Below are 20,134 nucleotides of genomic sequence, written 5' to 3' on the forward strand. Positions count from 1 at the left end.
GATAAAACCGCCCGGAGGCGGTTTCACATAAAACATTTTGCATCAGCGACCAATCACCACAACCTGACCACCATCCCCTTCGTCTGCCGTGCTGATCTCCTGAGAAATCACGCGTGACCCCACGCGCATTTCACCGTACAGAACGGGCAGAACATTCCCCTGGGCAACCATGTTATCCAGTGAGGAGAAATAGGTGTTCTGCTTACCGTTATCCGTTGTCTGTGTGCGGGGAGTTCTGGCTTTCGGTGCCAGCATCTGAGCCACACCACCGAGCACCATACTGGCACCGAGAGAAAACAAAATGCCGGTCATACCACCGGCACCAATGGCTGCCCCCCATGCTGCAAGGGTGGCTCCGGCGGTAAAGAATGATCCGGCAATGGCGGCTGCTCCCAGGACAATCTGGAATACACCACCTGACTTGGCCCCGGCGACTCTGGGAACAATATGAATCACAGCGCCATCAGGCAGAGTCTCATGTAACTGCGCCGTTAATCCGGACGTGCTGACGTCCCGCCCGGCAATCCGTACCTGATACCAGCCGTCGCTCAGTTTCTGACGAAACGCCGGGAGCTGTGTGGCCAGTGCGCGGATGGCTTCAGCCCCCGTTTTCACACGAAGGTCGATGCGGCGGCCAAATCGTTGCAAATCCCCGTAAAGGCAGATGCGTGCCATTCCCGGTGACGCCAGAGGGAGTGTGTGCGTCGCTGCCATTTGTCGGTATACCTCTCTCGTTTGCTCAGTTGTTCAGGAATATGGTGCAGCAGCTCGCCGTCACCACAGTAAATGGCGGCATGATTCGGCACCGATGAACCAAAACAGCACAGCAGCACATCGCCCGGTTGTGCTGATGACAACGGCACCTGATACAGCCCTGTGGCCTCCAGATTATCCAGATAGAGATTCTGACCGTGACGCCACCAGTCATCCCCGCGATGAAAATCCGGCATCTCAATCCCCGCCAGATGATAAGCATCCCGGAACAGCGTGTAACAGTCCGTCACCCCGTGCTCAAAGCGCCGCCCGGTGAGATGCGGCACACAGCGGAACTTGTGAATCGCCCCCCGGCAGACCAGCCACCACGGCAAATCACTCTGCACCTGCAGCCGCCGGTCAGCCTCACTCAGCCAGGGCAGACCACCGGGATGGCTGTGGACCAGTGCCACAATCTCACCCTGCATCTCTGCCTGCAGCCAGTCCTCCGGAGCCATCCGGAAATAATCCTCCGGCTCACCGGAGATATTCACGCAGGGAAAATATCTTTCCCCCTCCGGCGTTCTCACCACGAAGCCGCACGACTCCGCTGGCGCACATCGCCGGGCGTGCGCCAGAATCGCTGATTCTGTCTCTGTCATGGGATTACTGCGAAAGTTTGTTAATGGAAAGGAAGCCGCCAAAGTTGCCGACGTTATTGCGAAACTTACAGCCACTCAGGCATTTGCTGCATTTATCCTTCGTGATATCGGACGTCGGCTGGTCATATTCATCAGCGACAGCCGGACCGTGATAACCGCACTCATCACCGCGATAGGTCCAGGTGCAGGTGTTGGCCAGCATGATGCGCCCCGGAAAAACGGCACCATCCGTTTCCGTCGGCGTGGACAGTACAAAAGAGGCACTGACCGCGCTCAGTTCGCTGCACTGCTCGATGCGCCAGCGGCTGATCACCTCCTGCTCCGGATCGGCGTCGCTGTTTCCGTTGACGAAGTTCACCGCATCCAGAAAACGGGCATAAACCTTACGCCTGACCACCGTTCCGCCGACCAGACTCTGCAGGTCTTCCGCCATCCCGGTGACCATACCGTACAGGTTAGAAACCGTCAGCGTGGGGCGCGTACTGGTGCCTTTGCCATTCAGTTCAAAACCACTCCCCTGAATGGGATACGGCTGATACTGTCGCCCCTGCCAGGTGACCGGCTCACCTTTTTCGTTCTGCTCATTACAGAAAAAATAACGTTCTCCACCGACCTCTGTCAGGTCGATTTCCCAGAGCACCACGCTGGCCGACTGCTCCGCACGGGTGCATTCATTCAGTGTTTCCTGTTGGATATCCTGCATCAGTTCACCACCTGTTCAAACTCTGCGCTGAACTCAACACGCAACATACTGACCCGCGACGACCATTTTGCGCAGGTCACCTTTATCTGCCGGTAGCCATAAGGCGGCGTCCACAGAAAGGCCTTCCAGCCCCCGTGCTCAGCCAGAAACGACTCCAGCGCCGCGGCCTCCCAACGGGGAACAGAAAGCGTCACGCTGTACGTTTTCAGGTCAGTGTTCAGCCCGGCAGGCGCTCGCTGGGAATAGCCATCACCAAAGCGCACCTTTCTTACGGAAGGGGCCGAAGCCACATCCATACCGGGTTTCACTTTCCAGCGGAAGGTTTTCATCGTCCACCTCCGGAGAACAGACCACCATCGCGCATCTGCCCGGTCACAACATCCATTGCCGCCTTACGGGCTACGTCATAAACAGCCTTCAGCGCCTGTGGCCCTATCTGACCGTTCGTGCCGTCGTTGTTAATCACCACATGGTTATTCTGCTCAAACGTCCCGGACGCCTGCGACCGGCTGTCCGCCATGCTGCCCGGTGTACCGACATAACCACCGGTGGCATAGCCGCGCATCAGCCGGTAGAGATTCCCCACGCCAATCCGGCTGGTTGCCTCCTTCGTGAAGACAAATTCACCACGGTGAACAATCCCCGCAGGCTCATATTTGCCGCCGGTTCCCGTAAATCCCCCGGTCGCAAAATGGAATTTCGCCGCAGCTGCCTGAATGGCTGTACCGCCTGACGCTGATGCGTCACCACCGACAGCACCGCCAATGACACTGCCCACACTCCCGACGATCCCCACCATTGCCTGCTTAAGCAGAATTTCTGTCATCATGGACAGCACGGAACGGGTGAAGCTGCGCCAGTTCTGCTCACTGCCGGTCAGCATCGCCGCCATATTCTGCGCAATACCATCAAAGGTCTGCGTGGCTGCACTTTTAACCTGCGACATACTGTCCGTGGCACTCTCTTTCCACTCGCTCCAGCCGGACCTGAGGCCTGCCATCCAGTTCCCGCGAAGCAGGTCTTCAGCCGCCCAGGTCTTTTTCTGCTCTGACATGACGTTATTCAGCGCCAGAGGATTATCGCCATACTGTTCCTTCAGGCGCTGTTCTGTGGCTTCCCGTTCTGCCTGCCGGTCAGTCAGCCCCCGGCTTTTCGCATCAATGGCGGCCCGTTTTGCCCGTTGCTGCTGTGCGAATTTATCCGCCTGCTGCGCCAGCGCGTTCAGGCGCTCCTGATACGTAACCTTGTCGCCAAGTGCAGCCAGCTGGCGTTTGTACTCCAGCGTCTCATCTTTATGCGCCAGCAGGGATTTCTCCTGTGCAGACAGCTGGCGACGTTGTGCCGCCTCCTCCAGTACCGCGAACTGATTTTCCGCCTTCCACAAATCCCGGCGCTGCTGGCTGATTTTCTCATTCGCTCCGGCATGCTTCTCCAGCGTCCGGAGTTCTGCCTGAAGCGTCAGCAGGGCAGCATGAGCACTGTCTTCCTGACGATCGCCCGCAGACACCTTCACGCCGGACTGTTTCGGCTTTTTCAGCGTCGCTTCATAATCCTTTTTCGCCGCCGCCATCAGCGTGTTGTAATCTGCCTGCAGGATTTTCCCGTCTTTCAGTGCCTTGTTCAGTTCTTCCTGACGGGCGGTATATTTCTCCAGCGGTGTCTGCAGCCGTTCGTAAGCCTTCTGCGCCTCTTCGGTATATTTCAGCCGTGATGCTTCGGTATCGCTCTGCTGCTGCGCATTTTTGTCCTGTTGACTCTGCTGTTCAGCCTTCTTTCGGGCGGCTTCAAGCGCAAGACGGGCCTTTTCACGATCATCCCAGTAACGCGCCCGCGCTTCATCGTTAACAAAATAATCATCCTTGCGCAGATTCCAGATGTCGTCCGCTTTCTTAAACGCAGCCTCTGCCTTAATCAGCATCTCCTGAGCGGTATCAGGACGACCAATATCCAGCACCGCATCCCACATGGATTTGAATGCCCGTGCTGTCCTGTCTGCCCAGGTTTCCAGCGTGCCCATGTTCTCTTTCAGGCGTCGGGTCTGGTCATCAAACCCTTTCGTTGCTGCCTCGTTCGCCGCCTGCAATGCCCCGGCCTCATCGCCGGAACGCTGCAACTGAGCAACATACGCAATCTGCTCCGCCGTCACGTTATGGAACTGGCGCGCCATCGCCGTCAGCCCCGACGTCGGGTCAGTGGTCAGCTTCCCGAAGGCTTCAGCGACCTTGTCCACCTCCACGCCGGATGCAGAAGAGAAACGCGCCACACTCTGGCTGATGGACGCAATCTGAGCCTCACCGCTTACCCCCGCCTTAACCAGTGCACTGAGTGACTCGCTGGTCTGGTTAAACGTCAGCCCTGCCGCCTGCCCGGCTCTGGACAGGACCAGCATACGATCTGCCGTCAGACCCGACTGATTACCGGAAAGGACCAGCGTTTTGTTGAAATCGGACAGGGTTGAGTTACCCTGATACCAGGCATACGCCAGCGCACCGGTCGCCACCGCCAGCGAGGTGGCCCCGACCATCGGCAGGGTGATCGCACCGGCAAGCCCCCGGAACATGGGGATCATCCCGCCGAAGGAGTCCTTAACCTGACCACCCTGTTGCAGCAGGATCAGCCACGGGCTTTGCCCGCCTGCAAGCTGCGTGGCCACGTCGGTGAACTGTGCAGGCAGCATACGCATGGCGGCTTTATACTGTCCGACGGAAATCCCCGCTTTCTGTGCAGCCAGCGCCTGCCGGTTCATCGACTGTTCAACGACTGCCGCTGTTTTTTTCGCATCACTTTCCGTACCGGAAAAATGACGCCTGACTCTGGCCATCTGCTCGTCAAATCTGGCCGCATCCAGACTTAAATCAACGACCAGATCGCCTACCGGTTCAGCCATACCGGACTCCTCCTGCGATCCCTTCTGATACTGTCATCAGCATTACGTCATCCTCCGTCATGTCCGCCACATCCGGGGAAGCGGGGATAACTTTATTCCCGTCCGGACCAAAGCGGACGCCTCCGGCAAGCCCTGCCGCTTTCTGCATCAGCACATCATCTTCAGGCTCTTCGTCAGCCTCACACCGGTTCAGCAGACTGAAATCCAGCGGATGCATATCCGGATCGCTGAAAAACAGGCTGAGCACGGTGTACGTCAGCCCGGAAAAGTGCATATCCAGCAGAACATCATGAAAATAATGGGTACTGTAAAAACGGTGCCAGTCGGCATACTCCGTGGATGACATCCCGGCAAGCATGGCGCGCCAGTCGGGTCGCCCCATCTCACGCGCCAGTTTCAGGGCAAAACTCAGCTCACCGTCGAACACTTTCCCGCAGAAACAGGCTCTGCAGGCCCGGCGTCCTCTGCCTGTTCAGGGGCATTATTCACCACAAACTCATACATACCGGACAGCCGGTACACCACGTTTTCAGCATGAGAAATTGCCTCTGTGGGCCAGGTGGTAAGCACTTCCTGCTCAATCTGTTTAACGGCTTCATTCATGGACGGCATCTGCGTCTTCTTCGGATGGTTATGCCACAGAGACATCGCCACCACAAAAGCGCCGGTTCTGATGACGTCTTCCACAGTAAACTTCCGGTTACTGTCGGATTCTGCCTGCTGTTTCATCAGGGCGAGATGCTCAATACGCTGCAGGGCTGACAGTTCAGAAAGCGTGACGGTCACGCCGTTATATTCAAATGATTCGGTTTTCAGGAACATCGCTGACTCTCCGGATTAACTGGCGGTGACGGTGATTTCTGCAACCGCAGCAAACTCACCATTACCGGATACAACCGGAATGTTGACCTTGCCTGCAGCAACGCCGTTCACGGTGATGGTCATACCACTGACCGACACGGTGGCTTTTGTTTTATCCGCAGACACCGCACGGAAGCTCTTGTCGGTTACACCTTCCGGCTGGAATGCCACGGTCAGCGTGGTGCTCTGCCCTTTCACTACGGAAGCACTGGCTGGCGTTACCGTCATGCCGGTTGCTGCCGTCACCGTACTGCGATCTTCAGCCATCGACGGGCGTCCAACATTGGTGACCTTCACCGTGCGGGTGATCACTTCCTTCGCCGTCACCGCTTTACCGATACTGCTGACCCAGCCACGGAACACATCGACCGTGCCGTTCGGGAAGCGGATTTTATAGGCACGGGTATCACCTTCATTAAACCACGCCAGCAGCGCCTGCTGCCCCTGCTCTCCGGGCATCCACGCCAGCGTGAAGCTGGTATCTCCGGCTGATTTCTGCCCCTGCCCGGTCGCAGTCCAGTCCGCATCTTCATCATCGAGATAGCTGTCGTCATAGGACTCAGCGGTCAGTTCGCCGGGTGTCAGGTCTTTAACTTTTGCCAGACGCGACCAGTCAACGTCTGAAAGCGGGTTCGCATAAGGGTCACCGTTCCCCTTATAAACCCACAGTGTGGTCCCGGCACCTTTCACCGGCATTGTAGGATTTGGTACAGGCATATCGTCCTCACATTTCATAGGTAATGACATAAGTCAGATCGGCTGAACTCCACAGGCCCGCATCATCGTCGCGTCGGTAGTCATAGCCACTGGCCACCATACTGGTGATCAAATCTGACAGTGCCGGGATATCGCTCATCACCGGATAAATCCGGGACTCCATCCACGAATCCAGCTCTGAATCCGGCACCTGAGCAGGCAGGAAAACTTCAATATGCAGCTCCGCCTGCCAGGTATCGCTGTCCAGCTCTTCGCCCGTGTATTCAGCGCTGGTGAGATAAACGGCAATTGCCGGAAAATCTTCCTCATCAAAAACAGCGGGGCGACCATCAAAAAGCGTCGCCCCGGTGTCATGCTTCTCCAGTGCATCCAGTACGGCTGCTCGGAGTTCAGTATGTTTCATCGCTTTATTACCATCCTCAGTTGATGCTGCAGCGCATAGCCCAGCTCTTTCGGAAGACGCTCACGCCGTATCCGCTCAATATTCTGTTTAAACGCCGTGGTAAGCGGCACCGCCATCGGGATTTTCACCACATCAATGGGGTAACGGTTTTTCCCCGCCACACGCTGCATGACATGCCAGCGGCCATTTTTCAGTTGCTGAATAAACGCGCCGGGAATACGACGGTTTCCCACCACAAGCACACTGCCGCCACCTTTCAGGGCTGAACGCTGCCCCTTTTTACGACGCCTGCGTCGGGACAGGACAACCCGCGCATTACCCAGCTTGATTACGGGCAAATCCCCCCGGTTAACTTTGATTCTGGCCTGCGGATTTTTGACCGTGGCCCTTTTCAGCCTGGCCCTTTCCTTTACCAGTTTCCGGCGTACCTTTGTCTCACGGGCAACCTGTGACGCCGACTGCGATATCGCGGATGAAGCAACGCGGTTAATGGCCATTGCGGCGGCACCCGGCACCGCCGTTTTGCTGATACGACTGAGGTTTTCAACGGCCTGCTCAAGACCTTTTATGGCCATACATCCCCTTTCAGCGGCGACGGTTAACGGCAGGTGGTTGCCCCCGGTTGAGCCAGAGATAACAACTCCCTCCGTCATCCGGAGAAACACGATCCACCCAGAATATCTCGCCGTTAATGGTCAGCGTGTCACCACGCCGTACAGCACAAACCGTATCCGTAAGCACAAATAATGACGGGTTGCTTCCTTCAATACGGATCCCACTACTGGCAAAACCCAGCGACTCCGGATCGTCAAAAACGCCATGAACCTCGCCGCCACGCTGTGCACCGGAGGTGAACTGCGCACTGATGCCCATCACTTCAACAATCGTACTGTCCACCCCGGCAAGGGCGGCATCAAAGGCATTCTGAAAATCACGCATAAACAGCCATTCCGCCATCAACGTGTGTTTTTGCATCTGAGGACATAATCAGAATCACCCGACCAACATCCGCAAGCTCAACGGATTCCCCCGTTTCACCATCAATGCCACAGAGATGGAGGCAGGTCAGAACTCTGATGCGCGTTAACGCGCCGGATGTTTCCTCACGAACATCATGAGCCGCGGTTTCACGCTCCCGGATATCCATATTCATAACCTGTACATCATCGCCGGATGACTGCATTTCCTCTTCCCATTCCGCCACCCGCTGCGCTATCTCTGCGGCACTCCCGGATATATCCGGCTCACGCCCCAGAATCAGGGCCAGTTCATCAAGCCGTTTCAGATTTTGCTCTTTCGTTGCCATATCAGCCCCCTGTGAAAAAAGACACGGGGGCATTTCGCCCCCGCTCACGGATTATTTCACCTGTACCACCACAAACTCATCCGGGTCCGGCAACACCATCAGCGGCGCGGACTGCGTCATGGTAAATTCACGGGCGGGATCCCCTACCGTCAGCCAGTGTTTCGGATAACGGGAAGAGGCCACCACACCTTCGGACAACGCCTGCGCATCCTGAATGGCACCGTAACAACGGATCCCATCTGCAGCAGTATTCCCCAGAACCAGCATGCCATCTGGAAGATAACGTTTTTCGATACCGTCTTCTGCTATATAAGACGTTTTCGCCACCACAATGGCCAGATCGCCGTAATACCCCTTGAAGGACACCACTGCGCCCAGATCTTTCACTGCCGTTTCGAGTTGAGAATTTGAACCGCGACGGGTATCCAGTTTTTCGCGGAACAGCTTAAAACCATTCAGCAGACGCCAGACGGTACCGTCCATAATGGCAATATTCACAAGACCGCTGGCCTGGTCGCAGTAGAGGTCAATATCATGTGTAGGATCGAACGTGTCACGATCCTGTTTTGACCACTCCTTACCACTACCCTGAGTGATGTTATTCTTCGTCGACCTGCCAAAATCGACCTCAATTTTCTCGAACTGGTCTCCTTCCATGGTGTATTTGCCATACAACACAGCATTTACCGCCTGCATTTCTTCCACCTGGACAATCGCGTGCTCTTCCTGTTTGAGGTTATCGGTAATGATACGCAGACGGCGGTAAGCCGGATCATTCAGTTGAGATGGATCTTCACCAGGAAGGCGCTCAACCGCCTGCTGGTAATTAAATTCGTGTTTCGGCTTGACGTAGCCCGGACGCAACACGCGGGTTTCACCACCACGATGACGCAGCACTTTTCCTTCAACAACCGGGGAGACATAGGCCGCCACCGGCGTTTTTCCGGTAATTTTGTCCAGCATCACCTCTTCGGTATGGAAATTCACCGTACGGCGGAAAAACAGCTCCAGAAACAGCGCACGAAATTTAACTTTTTGTTCGGTATAACCGAGTAACTGGCGGGTCGTAAACAATCCCATAAATCAGTTCCTTTCATTCAGAAATCAGTCAGGCCACCGCGGTGGCCTGATAACGTGTTACGGCAGCGCCGCGTGACTCAGGGCACTGCCGGCAAAGGCGTTGGCCTTTTTGTGTTCATCCACACTTTCAGGCCAGTGGATTGCCTCCGTCGCAAAGGTTCCCGACTTGTAATACGTCAGCGCCGTCTCTGTGCCTTCAAGCGGCAGTACCAGTATGCCAACCGCACTACCGGCTTTCTGTCCGTCCCAGACCACCAGTTTCCCGGTGGCTTCATCCAGCATCAGGGGCGTCAGTGCCGGTGTTGGCGAGGAAATCCCGCTGCTGCCTGTGGCGGTATGAGCCGGATCATTACCGGCAAAAATACGTACTTCCGCACGCTGTTCAGTGATGGTTTTCGTCACCATATTGTAAAAACCTCCTATTGATGGTCAGCACTGGCTTCATGGCATGGCCATGAGCATTTTCACGTCCGCATCACCGTCTGCTGACGTCTGTGGCACGCCACCCTGTACCGCTGCCGGTGAATGGTTCGCCATGAAATGTTCAAACATGGCGGTTGTGGATGCAGAGACCGGTTCTGCCTTACCTGATCCCGCAGCCAGCACAGCCCGGGCGCTCTCCACAGTCATTCCCGGGCAGGCAGCCAGCTGTTCAGCCTGCACCTCAGCCCCTTTTGCCTCATCCAGTGCCATGATCTGATCACGGAGTGATGGTCCGGCATCCGCCTGCGGTGAAGCAGCCAGGATCGGGCGGGCTTTTTCCACCGTCATCTCCGGCATCGCCGCCAGCGTTGCCGCCAGTTGTTCACGACCGTTCGCTTCTTCACACGCCATAATGCGATCGGCTTCACTCTGCGTGGATGCCACCGGCTGCTGCGGTGCCGCCGCGGCCAGAATCGCCCGGGCCTGTTCAACGCTCATGCCCTGTTGTCCTGCCAGCATCGTGGCAAGCTGTTCACGTCCTTTCGCTTCCTGGCATGTCAGGATCCCCATCACTCGCTGGTTCTCCTGCGCGGCGGCTTCCGTTGCAGTTAATTGCGGCATAGTGCCTCCTCTGACATTACTGTTCAGCGCCGTGGCCATCACACTGATGGCATCCGACGCATTGATTAATTCATCCGCCAGCCCGGCCTCAATGCCGGACTGACCTTCAAAAACAGCGGCCTCTGTTCCCGTGACTGCATCAACAGACAGACCGGTAAACATCGCCACTTTTTCGGCAAACATCCGGCGCGCCGCATCAATCCGCTGCTGCATGTCCTGGCGAACCTCTGCCGGCAACGCTTCAAACTGATTGCCATCCACCTTGTGCGCCCCTGAGTAAATCAGCGTGATATCCACACCGGCCTGCGCCAGATGACCGGCATAGCTGACATGGCTCATCATCACGCCAATGGAACCGATACGGGATGTCTGGGTAACCAGCCGTCGGGAGCAGGCCGACGCCAGCAGCATGGCTGCAGAACAGGCCGTGTCATTGCACAGTGCCCAGACCGGCTTCTGCTGACGGAGGCGGTAAATCATGTCAGCGCAGTCAAACGCGCCGGCGGCCTGCCCGCCCGGACTGTCAATGTCCAGCAGTACGCCCCGCACCTGGCTATCCGCCATTGCCTGCTGAAGACAGGCGACAATACCGTCATAGCCTGTCATTCCGGAAAATGGCCGCATACCACCCAGCCGGTGCACCAGCGTGCCGGTCACCGGCAGTACAGCAATACCGTTCACCACCCTGTAAACACGGGCCGGTCGTTTACCTCCGGCCATGTACTCGTCCGTTTCAGCCAGCATTCCGGGAGCATCAAACTGTACCTGCTGTTGTGGTACCGAAAGACTTGCTGCCCCCATCTCGCGCCCGAGCGCGCAAAAGAAAACCCGCGCATAGGCGGGCTCCAGAAGCAGCGGTTCATTGAATGCTGCGGCAATAATGTGTGAAAGATTACGTCTCACGTGGTGTTGTCTCCTCTTCCGGCCTGCGACTCTCCGCTATCTGCTGCTGATACGCCTGCTCTATCCACACCGGACGTGAGAGTCCGGCTTTTTGCCGCTCAGCAGATTCCCTGACCTGCTGGCGGAAAATGTCCTGATAATCCTCGCCCATCAGCGCCAGCTCTTTCTCATACGTGCTCAGTCCGGCCTCAATGCGCATCACTGATTCCTGGACTTCCTTGAGCCCGTCAATGGCCATTCTTCCGGCACCAATCCACTCTGCCCGTGACCAGGCTGATCGCGCCTGATAAAAATCAAAACGTGCCCGTGGCGGACGAATAATCCCCCGAAGAAGTGCCTCTTCCAGCCAGCAGGAAAACATCTGCGTGGCCAGCCGGGCCGCAATAAATTTTCGCCGCCCCATAAAATAGCGCCACGACTCATTGGCGGAGGCGCGGGCACTTGAGTAACTGACCTTCGAGTAATCACGGGACAACTGTTCGTAGGAAACGCCAAGACCGGCGGCGATATACCGCAGCAGCGCCTGTTCAAGCGCAGAAAATCCATTGTCTGAATCCTGCGCAGTCTGTAGTTTCAGATCATCACCAGGGAAAAGGTGCGGAATTTTGACACCGCCCAGTGTCACGTTATTCGTGTCATACCAGCTGGAAAACTTCTCCAGAATATTAATAAGCGGATTATCCTTCTGCTCCTGTGGCGCGCCGGCGATATATTCAAAGGCCTTTTCGGTATCAAGTTCACTTTCAATCGTCGCTGCATACATCGCCTTCACTATGGCCGACTGAAGCTGTGTTGCCTGCAGGGAATCGAGCATCTTCAGCCGTTCCATGACGCTGTAAAACTGATTAGCCCCACGGGTCTGCCCGTCCTCCACCGGCTCGAAAATATGCAGCATGGCCGGACGCCCGGTGGGAAGTTCACGCGGGATCCGTTCCCATCGTCCACTACCAGAGAACGGAAAATCATCCTCACAGATATGGTACGCGACGGCACGGCCATATCGATCGACCTCCACACCGGCCCGCAGAAAACGGTTCCCCATACCGTGTCCAGGCGTGTCCACCCGTTTCGGACTCACGGCTTTAAAACGCGTACGGAATAACTGCGTGGTTTCCGTATCCCAGACCGGCTGCACAAAGATTTCGCCGTTAAACGCATGAACGCCCACACCTTCACGGATAAATTCCGTGAACGTGCGTTTTCCTTCCACGTCGATCTCGCCAAACATCCCTTCGGCGTATTCCGACCAGGCCGCCTCCACCTCATCGACAAAGCTTTTTGCTGCGGTCTCCCGCATCCCCAGCCAGCGCCAGTTCGGACGGTAGCTGATCAGAAACATATGCCCGACAATGTGATCCTTATGCAGAGCCACCGCATTAGCCGCTATTCCGTTATTGCGCACCAGATCATCTGCCCGGGCATTCCCCAGACGCAACGCGGGCAGCAGGGCCGCATCGGCACTCTGCGCCGGTGGCAACCACTCAGCCATTTGCCCGCCAAATCCTGCACCGCCCCCGTTGTAGCTGAGACTCTCACGAAGCGGAACGCCGTTCACATCAATCAGGACAGGCGTTCGTTTCATAACCTCACTCCCAGCGGACGACGGCGACACCGGGTTGTCCCCAGTACCGACTCCGCATCATTGATCGCCCGGTTAAGCTCATCCAGAGAAGCCGCCGTATATTCAATTCTGCGACCATCTTTCTGGACAGACACCACCCGTTTACCGGTTAATAAATCAAGGCGCGCCTGACGCAGCGCCTGCAGTTCAGCGACTGTAACCATTCACTCCTCCGGACAGCTTCGCTGCCAGTTCTTTAAGGGTTGGCCGGGTCGTCTCTTCTTCCCGGGATTTTGCCAGTACAGCCAGATCAAGCTGCCAGCGTTGCACGGACACACGTAATGCCGCGTAGGCATACACCAGGCAGTCCAGCGCTTCGTTACGCCGCTTTTTGTTATCCCACAGCAGACGCATCTTTCCTTTTTCCCACTTCTCCACAAGCTCTTCCGCGACCAGTTGCTGCGCCTCTGTCTGCGAAAAAATCTCCGGATCATCAGGAAAACGGATAGCATACGACGTGGCTTCATCCACAGGCGTGGGATCGGCTTTCATACGGGCATAGAGAATTTCTTTTGCGGTGTCCGTCCCCACTTCACACAGATACACGCCCCGCTGATTGCGGGTTTTTGGCATGGTGATCACCGGCTTGCCATAGACAGATGCGCCTTTTACCGGCAGCACCCGGAAAACACCGTGTTTTTTTGACCTCTGATAAACGATTTCGCCATCGATCCCCCCGATGTCCCAGCAGACACGGGAAATAGTCATTTCGGTTCCGTCTGCATGGCGGTATTTTTTGTTGATCGCCGCATCCACACGTAACAGCGTCTCTTCCTCATCGGGACGCCCCATAATGATGATTTTATCCACCAGAAAGGCTTCCTCTCCCGGAGCCCATCCCCAGACATACATCTCAAAACGGTTTCGCTGCGAGTCAATGCCCGCCGTCAGATAAACCACCCGGGCAGGCACCGCCGCCGTGTAACGCACAACCTTATCCATCAGCACCTGGTGATCGAGTTTTTCGCCCACAGCCTCTTCCCAGGTCTCGCCCAGCGTGGTGTTCACAAAGGTTTTCAGGCCGTTGGGATCTTTCAGTGCATCCAGCCAGTCATAGACAATCTGTACCCAGGTGGTGAACGGACTGTACGCCGTCCAGATATGGAAAGTGATGGAGCGCGGCGGCGGAATTTCATCACCCCGGGCGCTGAAAAACATCAGGCCGTCACGGGTCCACATGCCCGTGTTTTCACAGATCCACCGCCCGTTACTCTGGTCAAGCTCAGACTGATGGATCACACAGCCATGATGCTCACAAAGGTAGAAAACACTTTCTGGCTTATTCTTCTCCCACTTAAGACCGAAAGGCGAGGCATCATCGCCAAATTTCAGATACTGCTCCTCCCCACAGTGCGGACAGGGCACATAAAAACGCATGAAGTGTGCCGACTCGTTAGCGGCTTTTTCGATCTGGCAGGAGCCTTTGATTTTAGGCGTCGAGCCGCGAATGGATTTTGGCCATACAGAGCCCTCAATACGTTTATCCCCCAGCAGGGTTGGCGAACCCTCTTTTTCAACATCCGGTTCGAACGAGGAAAGCTCGTCATAACAGACCACATCCACGGATTTTTCACGGTAGTTTTTGGCGGCAGCGCCGCCCAGGCACCAGAAACCGACGCCCGATGAAAAGCGTTTCAGCGTGAGGGTATTATCACGATGTTTACGACCCAGCCATGGGGAAAGGTCTTTCAGGCATGGCACGTCCCTAATCGTCGTCTCCACGTGAGACTTCATAAAATCTTCAGCGGCAGAATCCGTGGGCTGAAAAAGCAGACTGTTTCGGGATTTATGCTCAATAAAATACCCGACCACCCCCAGCAACATCTTTGTATAGCCAACACGGGCAGATTTAATCAGATTAACAGTGCGGACCTGATCATTCCCCATACTGTTCATGATGGCGATCTGGAACGGCAGCGTTTTCCATTCGCCGTCACCGTATGAGGATTCTTTCGGCAGATAATAATACTGGTCAGCCCATTCAACTGCCGTCATCGGTACAACCCTGACCAGAGGCTGCAGCGCAACCGAAACGGCAGCCATCAGATTATTCAGTTGTTGCTCTGATATATTCATCCAGCAAATCCGGTAATTTATCCCCTGCCCGCGCACACTGATTTGCGCCCTTCGCAATAAGGGTTTTCAGATGGTCAAGATGACGTGGCGTTAAATCCGGGAACTGTCGCTGCATGGATAACGGAATAGAATCAAGCGTACTGGACAATGCCATCGCCAGCTTGCTGAGGGCGAAAACGCAGAAGTCTGAATCGATGAGCTTACCTTCGGTTACCTGATTTTTAAGTTTTTGAGCTACGGCCTGTTCTTCTGTCAGTTCAGCTCTGGCCCGAAGCAGCCTTTCCTCCAGATCGCCCCCGTCATCAGGTGTTCTATGATTGTGTTGTCGCCGCTCGCGATCTATCTCCAGTACAGTTTTAACGTCATAAAAAACTTCCCTCCCCCGACGCTCGACAGGAGGAACGCCCCATTTATCAAATGCCTGAACAGAGATACCGATGGAGGAGGCCATATCACTTTTATTCAATAAAAAGGCCATCTCCTCTCCATAAGTCATCGATAAAAAGCGATACAACAACCATGTGTTTTTACAAAACCATTTGATATCATTTAATTTTTTCACATTAATGACATCAAAGCACATCGTAAGGTTGTTGTATTTATTTTATTTTCACCTTACTTATCAATTAGATATACCAAACAATTAAACAACAACCACCCCCTCAAAAAATCTCATAAATAGCGAAAAACCGCGAGGTCGCCGCCCCGTAACCTGTCGGATCGCCGGAAAGGACCCGAAAAATGATAATAATTATCATCTACATATCACAACGTGCGTGTACGCCATCAAACCACGTCAAATAATCAATTATGACGCAGGTATCGTATTAATTGATCCGCATCAACTTAACGTAAAAACAACTTCAGACAATACAAATCAGCAACACAGAATACGGGACAACCTCATGTCAACGAAGAACAGAACCCGCAGAACAACAACCCGCAACATCCGCTTTCCTAACCAAATGATTGAACAAATTAACATCGCTCTTGATCAAAAAGGGTCCGGGAATTTCTCAGCCTGGGTCATTGAAGCCTGCCGTCGGAGACTAACGTCAGAAAAGAGAGCATATACATCAATCAAAAGTGATGAAGAATGAATATCCCGGTTTCTTTACCTCCCCTCCCACCCCGCACAGGACTGGCGAGCGTGTGGGACAAATATGTGAGTCATAAACGCCTTATCCTCAGAAATGCAGTTGGCATCCGAACAGGACGATATTGTAAATTCACCTAATTACGAGGCATTGCAGTAGTTGAATTGTAGTTCTGTATTAGCCTGACAGTGACAGAATGCGATATTGACTCTGTCACAGGTGAAATAGTTTGAATGGTTAGCAGTTATGGTGATCAGTCAACCACCAAGGAATAATCCTTCGAATTCTTATCGTGCTTCACCAACGCTGCCTCAATTGCCCTGAATGCTTCCAGAGACACTTGATGTTCTATACATGCAATTACAACATCCGGGTAACCCATCGAAATGGTGCTATTAAGCATAGTTTTTACACGAACCTGCTCCTGGGAGGGGGCATCAGTGTATTGATCTTTATGCATTTTGTCGCTCCATGCGTTTGCTCTTCACTTGCGGCTAAAAATATAACGTCAAATCACTCAGCATGAAAGAGTGAAAGTTTCAGCGCGTTTCCCTTACATAATCTGTCATTTGTATTCTCTTCAGGTATACCGGAAAGACTAGGTATTGTCACACAACCAATACCATCGACAATCGAGATTTATATCTATTCGGTAATGTTTAAATATAACAAAACCCCGTAAAAACGAGGTTTATGGGTAATTTGTATTGTTGAATAGCATCTGATGAGAAATTGATGCTAATACTATAAACATACTAGATTAAATCAATCTTGATATCATAGCTTTCAAGACCAGTCATTTTTTCCCGTGCAGTAAACTGGATACTGGTAACTTCTTTCCCGGTCTTTTTCTTAAGCTCAATGATTTTTTTTGTTATATATTCAGAAATATCTGCTTCTGTTTTTGTTTTTAACTCTTCAATGTTCATCATTTCCTCTTTTAGTCTGTTATGACTTTCCTGGTACACAGTAGTGTCAATTATATGGAGCAAACGTATAAAAGATAAGATGAAACATCGCAATAATCAACATACGACGGTCTAAATTTCACACAAACAGATAAAGATGATTATCATTTATTATCAATGCATTAGAATCAAATCAATTCAAGAGTCTCATTGCTGCTTCCAGAATTTCTTCTGAAGTTACATGTCGATCCGCTGCTACATAAATGACTTTATGATCTCCGGTCAGAGATGGAAACCCTGCAGCCATTACAGTGAGGTGTGTTGTTTCGCCATTTGGATATTCACGCATGATGGTGTTAACTCCGGTCATCACTGGCACTACCATTGCTGGTTCAGAGTTAAAAAAAACTATTATTTTTTTCATAATGTTACCGTAATATGTGAGTATCCATCGACTAGACACTAAGCAAAAAAGCTCCCGAAGGAGCCTTCATTTTCACTTTCTTAAATCTAACGACAGACGGCTAACATTTAAGTATTGTGAAATATTATCAAATGTAATCATCATTGATTTACAAAAGATACATTTTGCCCCGAAAGGATTCCTGTCAGAAACATCAAAAGATGATGTTCTATACTGAGAACCATGGCAACACGGGCATCTAAAGTGAATATGGTTTGTAATATTTTCTACCTCAAAGTGCCACTACATGAACAGCCGCGGGGCCTTTAGGTCCGTTCTCAATACCAAATTCGACTTCCTGATTCTCAGTTAACGTTTTGAAATCGTTGCTCTGAATAGCTGAGAAATGGACAAACACATCTTTGCTACCATCTTTCGGCGTGATGAAACCAAAACCTTTTTCAGGGTTAAACCATTTCACTAAACCAGTCATTTTGTTAGACATCATTATTACCTTTTGAAGAAGTTAGCCCTTGGGCAGAATGGTCCGAAAAAAAATATCAGAGAGAAAAACCAACAAGGAAATCTCAAGAGGTACAAATAATAAATTTATAACAATGACTGCTTCAGATAATTTTGTAACAAACCAGAACACCATTAACGCATGATTAACCAACCATAGCAAGGATTACTTTTGTAAAGAAAAACACACGAATGAAACAATAGCTTTATTTATTAATAAAACGTGTCATTCTGTCTAATGACCTTTTATCTTACCCTTAAGATTTCAAGGATTTTGACTCATGGAAGAGTCCTTTTTATTTAAATTTCACATTCAGCGCTAAAAATAATCCGATTTAATATTAATCTACATCTGATATTTTTTATCTCTTAAAGATTCATAAATCCGTTGACAAGTCACTCCTGCGATGTAGCGTTTGTCAGCAATTTCAGCATAAAGCTGAGCTTCTGCTGCAATATCTCCGAGCATGTTGGTGAGCATTCCTTCGGCGGCTTTGGTTGTTTTGCCTCTGACGGCAGCGGCAAGATTTGCGGTATGCTGCGCTGCGTCAAGGCGTATGGTATATTTTGTTGCTTCGGCACGCAGCTGGTTAACACTATCAGACAGATCAGCAGCCCTGGCAGAAATTTCAGCGGCTTTCTGTTGTGCATCTTTAACAGCCTCATCACGGGATATAGTTCGCCCCTGTTCAATTATTCGAGCAGCAAATTGGACATTTACCTCTTGAGATAATTCGGCAGCATCACGCTCCGCCCATTTTTTTTGCCATCCTCTGTCGCTCCAGACATTACCTACGACAAATCCTACCAACACGAGCAAAATCACCGTGAATATCTGATTCACTGTTCTATCCCCCAGCAGGTTAATGCACTCTCCTGGTCACGACGAATAACCTGACCGTAACAATTATTTGAACGAATGCGGCAATCACGTCCACCGTCCTTTATCCACCAGCGAATCGCCTCGCATGCGCCTTTACGATCACCGGCATTAAGCCGCTTATAAAACGTCGACGGAAAACACTTACCAGGGCCAATGTTATAGGGACAGAATGACGCGATACCGGCTTTCTGTGGCTCGGTCAGTGGAACTTTTATATTGCGCTCCACCCATGCCAGCGCCTTATCCCGCTCAATGGCGTTAACCTGGGCGCATTTTTCCTTCGACAGTTTCATTCCCGGAATAACAGGTTTACCGTCCACCATCGTTGCTCCCCGACAGATGGTCCATATGCCGGAGCCATCGCGGTATGCAGTGGTGTGATTCCCCTCTTTTTCATCCAGAAACTGATCGAGAATGTCAGGGGCAGGAGCACTGGCGGCAATCAGTGCCAGAACAGCAGCCGACAGGCTGTATCTGATTTTTACGTTCATGGATATTTATCAGGATTTATCGGCTTCAAATCCCTGGATATGTTAAATCTTACCTCACCAGTGATGGGCACTGGCGGGAGGAGGATGTCAATCTGATAAACACAGAGGTGACTATGGATTACACAAATCTACCAAAACAAACTTTTGCTGATTTAATCGCACTCAGGCAAGCAGTCGTAGCCCTAATCAACTTGTTGCCGGAGAAGGAAAAGGAATTAGTTAAAGCGCTTCTTAACAGAACTGCCGCCGATTTTTCATCATATCCACTGACAGATGACCTTGCGGACCTTCCTGAATTAATTGCAGCGTCCGCCATTAAGCTTACTGAAGAGATTTACCCTCCTCAAAAATCTTCACAAAATTCCTGCGAGTAACTTCAATGCAATAATCGTAAAACGCCGCAAACTGCTCATCGCGGCGTTTTTTTTCATCTTCAGAAGGAATCAGCACCGACAATTTTTTATTCAGATCAGCGACGCTGCCCTCCAGTTTTTCAATGGGCGATTCAATATCATCTTTTTCTGACCGCAATGCCGTCGGTGGCGTCTTCAGAGAACCAGTAATTCTTCCCGGTAGCTTTCCTTTGTAGGTTATCCACACATTCTGCGCCTCTAAAATTATGGGGCGCTTTTCCGGCGACTGCTCATCCCCTTCACATAACCCGGCTGCAACTTCCAGGAAGACCTGTCTGATGCTCCTTCTGGCTGCTGCCTCATAAAACTCCAGCGCGGCACCTTCAACACGGTCCAGCGAGATGTCCAGGTCAAAAATTTCACCGTCAAAGCGTTTTTTGTCCCTTAATGCTACAGTTACCGCAACTTTATTCTCAAAATTGCGGATCCCTTTCACAATCAGTTCATAGTTTTGTGTCATT

28 protein-coding genes and 2 pseudogenes are annotated in these 20,134 nt (G+C 52.4%); 2 read left to right on the forward strand and 28 right to left on the reverse strand.

Features of this window, described 5'->3' with window-relative positions; translation table 11 throughout:
• Positions 1-42: 42 nt before the first annotated feature.
• Genes BEB42_RS03185 through BEB42_RS03275 form a run of 19 tightly spaced genes read right to left on the reverse strand, consistent with a single transcriptional unit; the run spans position 43 to position 15,434 of the window.
• Positions 43-615 (reverse strand): tail assembly protein, encoded by a 573-nt coding sequence (locus BEB42_RS03185; protein ID WP_001306183.1) that lies wholly within the window; start codon positions 613-615, stop codon positions 43-45.
• Positions 612-1,355 carry a C40 family peptidase gene (locus BEB42_RS03190; RefSeq protein WP_102778334.1) on the reverse strand — a complete coding sequence of 248 codons (744 nt, stop codon included), beginning with the start codon at positions 1,353-1,355 and terminating at the stop codon, positions 612-614. The genes BEB42_RS03185 and BEB42_RS03190 overlap by 4 nt, the downstream gene beginning before the upstream one ends.
• Before the next feature lie 4 nt (positions 1,356-1,359).
• The gene (locus BEB42_RS03195) at positions 1,360-2,058 is read right to left on the reverse strand and encodes a phage minor tail protein L (protein ID WP_062865224.1); all 699 of its coding nucleotides are present in this window, start codon (positions 2,056-2,058) and stop codon (positions 1,360-1,362) included.
• Entirely contained in the window at positions 2,058-2,387 is a 330-nt protein-coding gene (locus BEB42_RS03200; protein ID WP_000847355.1) for a phage tail protein, read from the reverse strand. Before BEB42_RS03200 ends, BEB42_RS03195 begins: the two co-directional genes overlap by 1 nt.
• Positions 2,384-4,945 carry a phage tail tape measure protein gene (locus BEB42_RS03205; RefSeq protein ID WP_021552712.1) on the reverse strand — a complete coding sequence of 854 codons (2,562 nt, stop codon included), beginning with the start codon at positions 4,943-4,945 and terminating at the stop codon, positions 2,384-2,386. The genes BEB42_RS03200 and BEB42_RS03205 overlap by 4 nt, the downstream gene beginning before the upstream one ends.
• On the reverse strand, positions 4,938-5,372 hold the full coding sequence (locus tag BEB42_RS03210) for a phage tail assembly protein T (protein ID WP_000459448.1): 435 nt from the start codon (positions 5,370-5,372) through the stop codon (positions 4,938-4,940). The genes BEB42_RS03205 and BEB42_RS03210 overlap by 8 nt, the downstream gene beginning before the upstream one ends.
• Positions 5,354-5,767: a phage tail assembly chaperone G gene (gpG, locus tag BEB42_RS03215; RefSeq protein ID WP_000479202.1), complete on the reverse strand. Its 414-nt coding sequence runs from the start codon at positions 5,765-5,767 to the stop codon at positions 5,354-5,356. The genes BEB42_RS03210 and gpG overlap by 19 nt, the downstream gene beginning before the upstream one ends.
• Before the next feature lie 15 nt (positions 5,768-5,782).
• On the reverse strand, positions 5,783-6,523 hold the full coding sequence (locus BEB42_RS03220; RefSeq protein WP_001306179.1) for a phage tail protein: 741 nt from the start codon (positions 6,521-6,523) through the stop codon (positions 5,783-5,785).
• Between the two features lie 7 nt (positions 6,524-6,530).
• Positions 6,531-6,926, reverse strand: a complete 396-nt coding sequence (locus BEB42_RS03225; RefSeq protein ID WP_000683147.1) for a phage minor tail U family protein — start codon at positions 6,924-6,926, stop codon at positions 6,531-6,533.
• Positions 6,923-7,501 carry a phage tail protein gene (locus BEB42_RS03230; protein WP_000975067.1) on the reverse strand — a complete coding sequence of 193 codons (579 nt, stop codon included), beginning with the start codon at positions 7,499-7,501 and terminating at the stop codon, positions 6,923-6,925. Before BEB42_RS03230 ends, BEB42_RS03225 begins: the two co-directional genes overlap by 4 nt.
• A gap of 10 nt (positions 7,502-7,511) precedes the next feature.
• Positions 7,512-7,865: a head-tail joining protein gene (locus BEB42_RS03235; protein ID WP_001204538.1), complete on the reverse strand. Its 354-nt coding sequence runs from the start codon at positions 7,863-7,865 to the stop codon at positions 7,512-7,514.
• On the reverse strand, positions 7,858-8,232 hold the full coding sequence (gene gpFI / locus BEB42_RS03240) for a DNA-packaging protein FI (RefSeq protein WP_123058294.1): 375 nt from the start codon (positions 8,230-8,232) through the stop codon (positions 7,858-7,860). The genes BEB42_RS03235 and gpFI overlap by 8 nt, the downstream gene beginning before the upstream one ends.
• Before the next feature lie 51 nt (positions 8,233-8,283).
• Entirely contained in the window at positions 8,284-9,312 is a 1,029-nt protein-coding gene (locus BEB42_RS03245; protein WP_000522651.1) for a major capsid protein, read from the reverse strand.
• Positions 9,313-9,369: 57 nt separating this feature from the next.
• On the reverse strand, positions 9,370-9,717 hold the full coding sequence (locus BEB42_RS03250) for a head decoration protein (protein ID WP_000256840.1): 348 nt from the start codon (positions 9,715-9,717) through the stop codon (positions 9,370-9,372).
• Between the two features lie 36 nt (positions 9,718-9,753).
• A complete protein-coding gene (locus BEB42_RS03255) occupies positions 9,754-11,259 on the reverse strand; it encodes a S49 family peptidase (protein ID WP_001253910.1) in 1,506 nt (501 codons plus the stop codon).
• A complete protein-coding gene (locus BEB42_RS03260) occupies positions 11,249-12,841 on the reverse strand; it encodes a phage portal protein (protein ID WP_000831761.1) in 1,593 nt (530 codons plus the stop codon). The genes BEB42_RS03255 and BEB42_RS03260 overlap by 11 nt, the downstream gene beginning before the upstream one ends.
• Positions 12,838-13,044: a phage head-tail joining protein gene (locus BEB42_RS03265; protein ID WP_000258997.1), complete on the reverse strand. Its 207-nt coding sequence runs from the start codon at positions 13,042-13,044 to the stop codon at positions 12,838-12,840. Before BEB42_RS03265 ends, BEB42_RS03260 begins: the two co-directional genes overlap by 4 nt.
• Entirely contained in the window at positions 13,028-14,956 is a 1,929-nt protein-coding gene (locus BEB42_RS03270; RefSeq protein ID WP_021519249.1) for a phage terminase large subunit family protein, read from the reverse strand. The genes BEB42_RS03265 and BEB42_RS03270 overlap by 17 nt, the downstream gene beginning before the upstream one ends.
• On the reverse strand, positions 14,928-15,434 hold the full coding sequence (locus BEB42_RS03275) for a terminase small subunit (RefSeq protein ID WP_001519435.1): 507 nt from the start codon (positions 15,432-15,434) through the stop codon (positions 14,928-14,930). Before BEB42_RS03275 ends, BEB42_RS03270 begins: the two co-directional genes overlap by 29 nt.
• Before the next feature lie 427 nt (positions 15,435-15,861).
• On the opposite strand from BEB42_RS03275, the gene BEB42_RS03280 reads away from it, so the two are divergent.
• Positions 15,862-16,056: a YlcI/YnfO family protein gene (locus tag BEB42_RS03280; protein ID WP_001300120.1), complete on the forward strand. Its 195-nt coding sequence runs from the start codon at positions 15,862-15,864 to the stop codon at positions 16,054-16,056.
• A gap of 250 nt (positions 16,057-16,306) precedes the next feature.
• Here BEB42_RS03280 and BEB42_RS03285 read toward each other — a convergent pair whose 3' ends face one another.
• The 8 genes and pseudogenes from BEB42_RS03285 to BEB42_RS03315 form a co-directional block, all read right to left on the reverse strand.
• A complete protein-coding gene (locus BEB42_RS03285; protein ID WP_000548592.1) occupies positions 16,307-16,513 on the reverse strand; it encodes a hypothetical protein in 207 nt (68 codons plus the stop codon).
• Positions 16,514-16,808: 295 nt separating this feature from the next.
• Positions 16,809-16,982 (reverse strand): GnsA/GnsB family addiction module toxin, encoded by a 174-nt coding sequence (locus BEB42_RS03290; RefSeq protein WP_001019207.1) that lies wholly within the window; start codon positions 16,980-16,982, stop codon positions 16,809-16,811.
• A 172-nt stretch (positions 16,983-17,154) separates the two neighbouring features.
• Positions 17,155-17,385 (reverse strand): protein YnfN, encoded by a 231-nt coding sequence (gene ynfN / locus BEB42_RS03295; protein WP_000720960.1) that lies wholly within the window; start codon positions 17,383-17,385, stop codon positions 17,155-17,157.
• A gap of 31 nt (positions 17,386-17,416) precedes the next feature.
• Positions 17,417-17,455: pseudogene (locus tag BEB42_RS26620) on the reverse strand (hypothetical protein).
• 2 nt (positions 17,456-17,457) lie between these two features.
• Positions 17,458-17,646: a cold shock small protein YmcF gene (gene ymcF, locus BEB42_RS03300; protein WP_071528545.1), complete on the reverse strand. Its 189-nt coding sequence runs from the start codon at positions 17,644-17,646 to the stop codon at positions 17,458-17,460.
• Between the two features lie 10 nt (positions 17,647-17,656).
• Positions 17,657-17,869, reverse strand: a complete 213-nt coding sequence (gene cspI, locus BEB42_RS03305; RefSeq protein WP_000066495.1) for a cold shock protein CspI — start codon at positions 17,867-17,869, stop codon at positions 17,657-17,659.
• 363 nt (positions 17,870-18,232) lie between these two features.
• The gene (locus BEB42_RS03310) at positions 18,233-18,730 is read right to left on the reverse strand and encodes a DUF2514 domain-containing protein (RefSeq protein ID WP_102778337.1); all 498 of its coding nucleotides are present in this window, start codon (positions 18,728-18,730) and stop codon (positions 18,233-18,235) included.
• Positions 18,727-19,260 (reverse strand): lysozyme, encoded by a 534-nt coding sequence (locus BEB42_RS03315; RefSeq protein ID WP_001101173.1) that lies wholly within the window; start codon positions 19,258-19,260, stop codon positions 18,727-18,729. The genes BEB42_RS03310 and BEB42_RS03315 overlap by 4 nt, the downstream gene beginning before the upstream one ends.
• Positions 19,261-19,373: 113 nt before the next feature.
• On the opposite strand from BEB42_RS03315, the gene BEB42_RS03320 reads away from it, so the two are divergent.
• Positions 19,374-19,634 carry a hypothetical protein gene (locus BEB42_RS03320; RefSeq protein ID WP_001306174.1) on the forward strand — a complete coding sequence of 87 codons (261 nt, stop codon included), beginning with the start codon at positions 19,374-19,376 and terminating at the stop codon, positions 19,632-19,634.
• A 163-nt stretch (positions 19,635-19,797) separates the two neighbouring features.
• On the opposite strand, the pseudogene BEB42_RS26625 reads toward BEB42_RS03320, so the two are convergent.
• Positions 19,798-20,133 (reverse strand): annotated as a pseudogene (locus tag BEB42_RS26625) (YdfR family protein); the annotation flags it as partial.
• Between the last annotated feature and the right edge of the window lies 1 nt (position 20,134).

Origin of the sequence: Escherichia sp. MOD1-EC5990 (assembly GCF_002965285.1) — a bacterium.
Taxonomy (GTDB): domain Bacteria; phylum Pseudomonadota; class Gammaproteobacteria; order Enterobacterales; family Enterobacteriaceae; genus Escherichia; species Escherichia coli_F.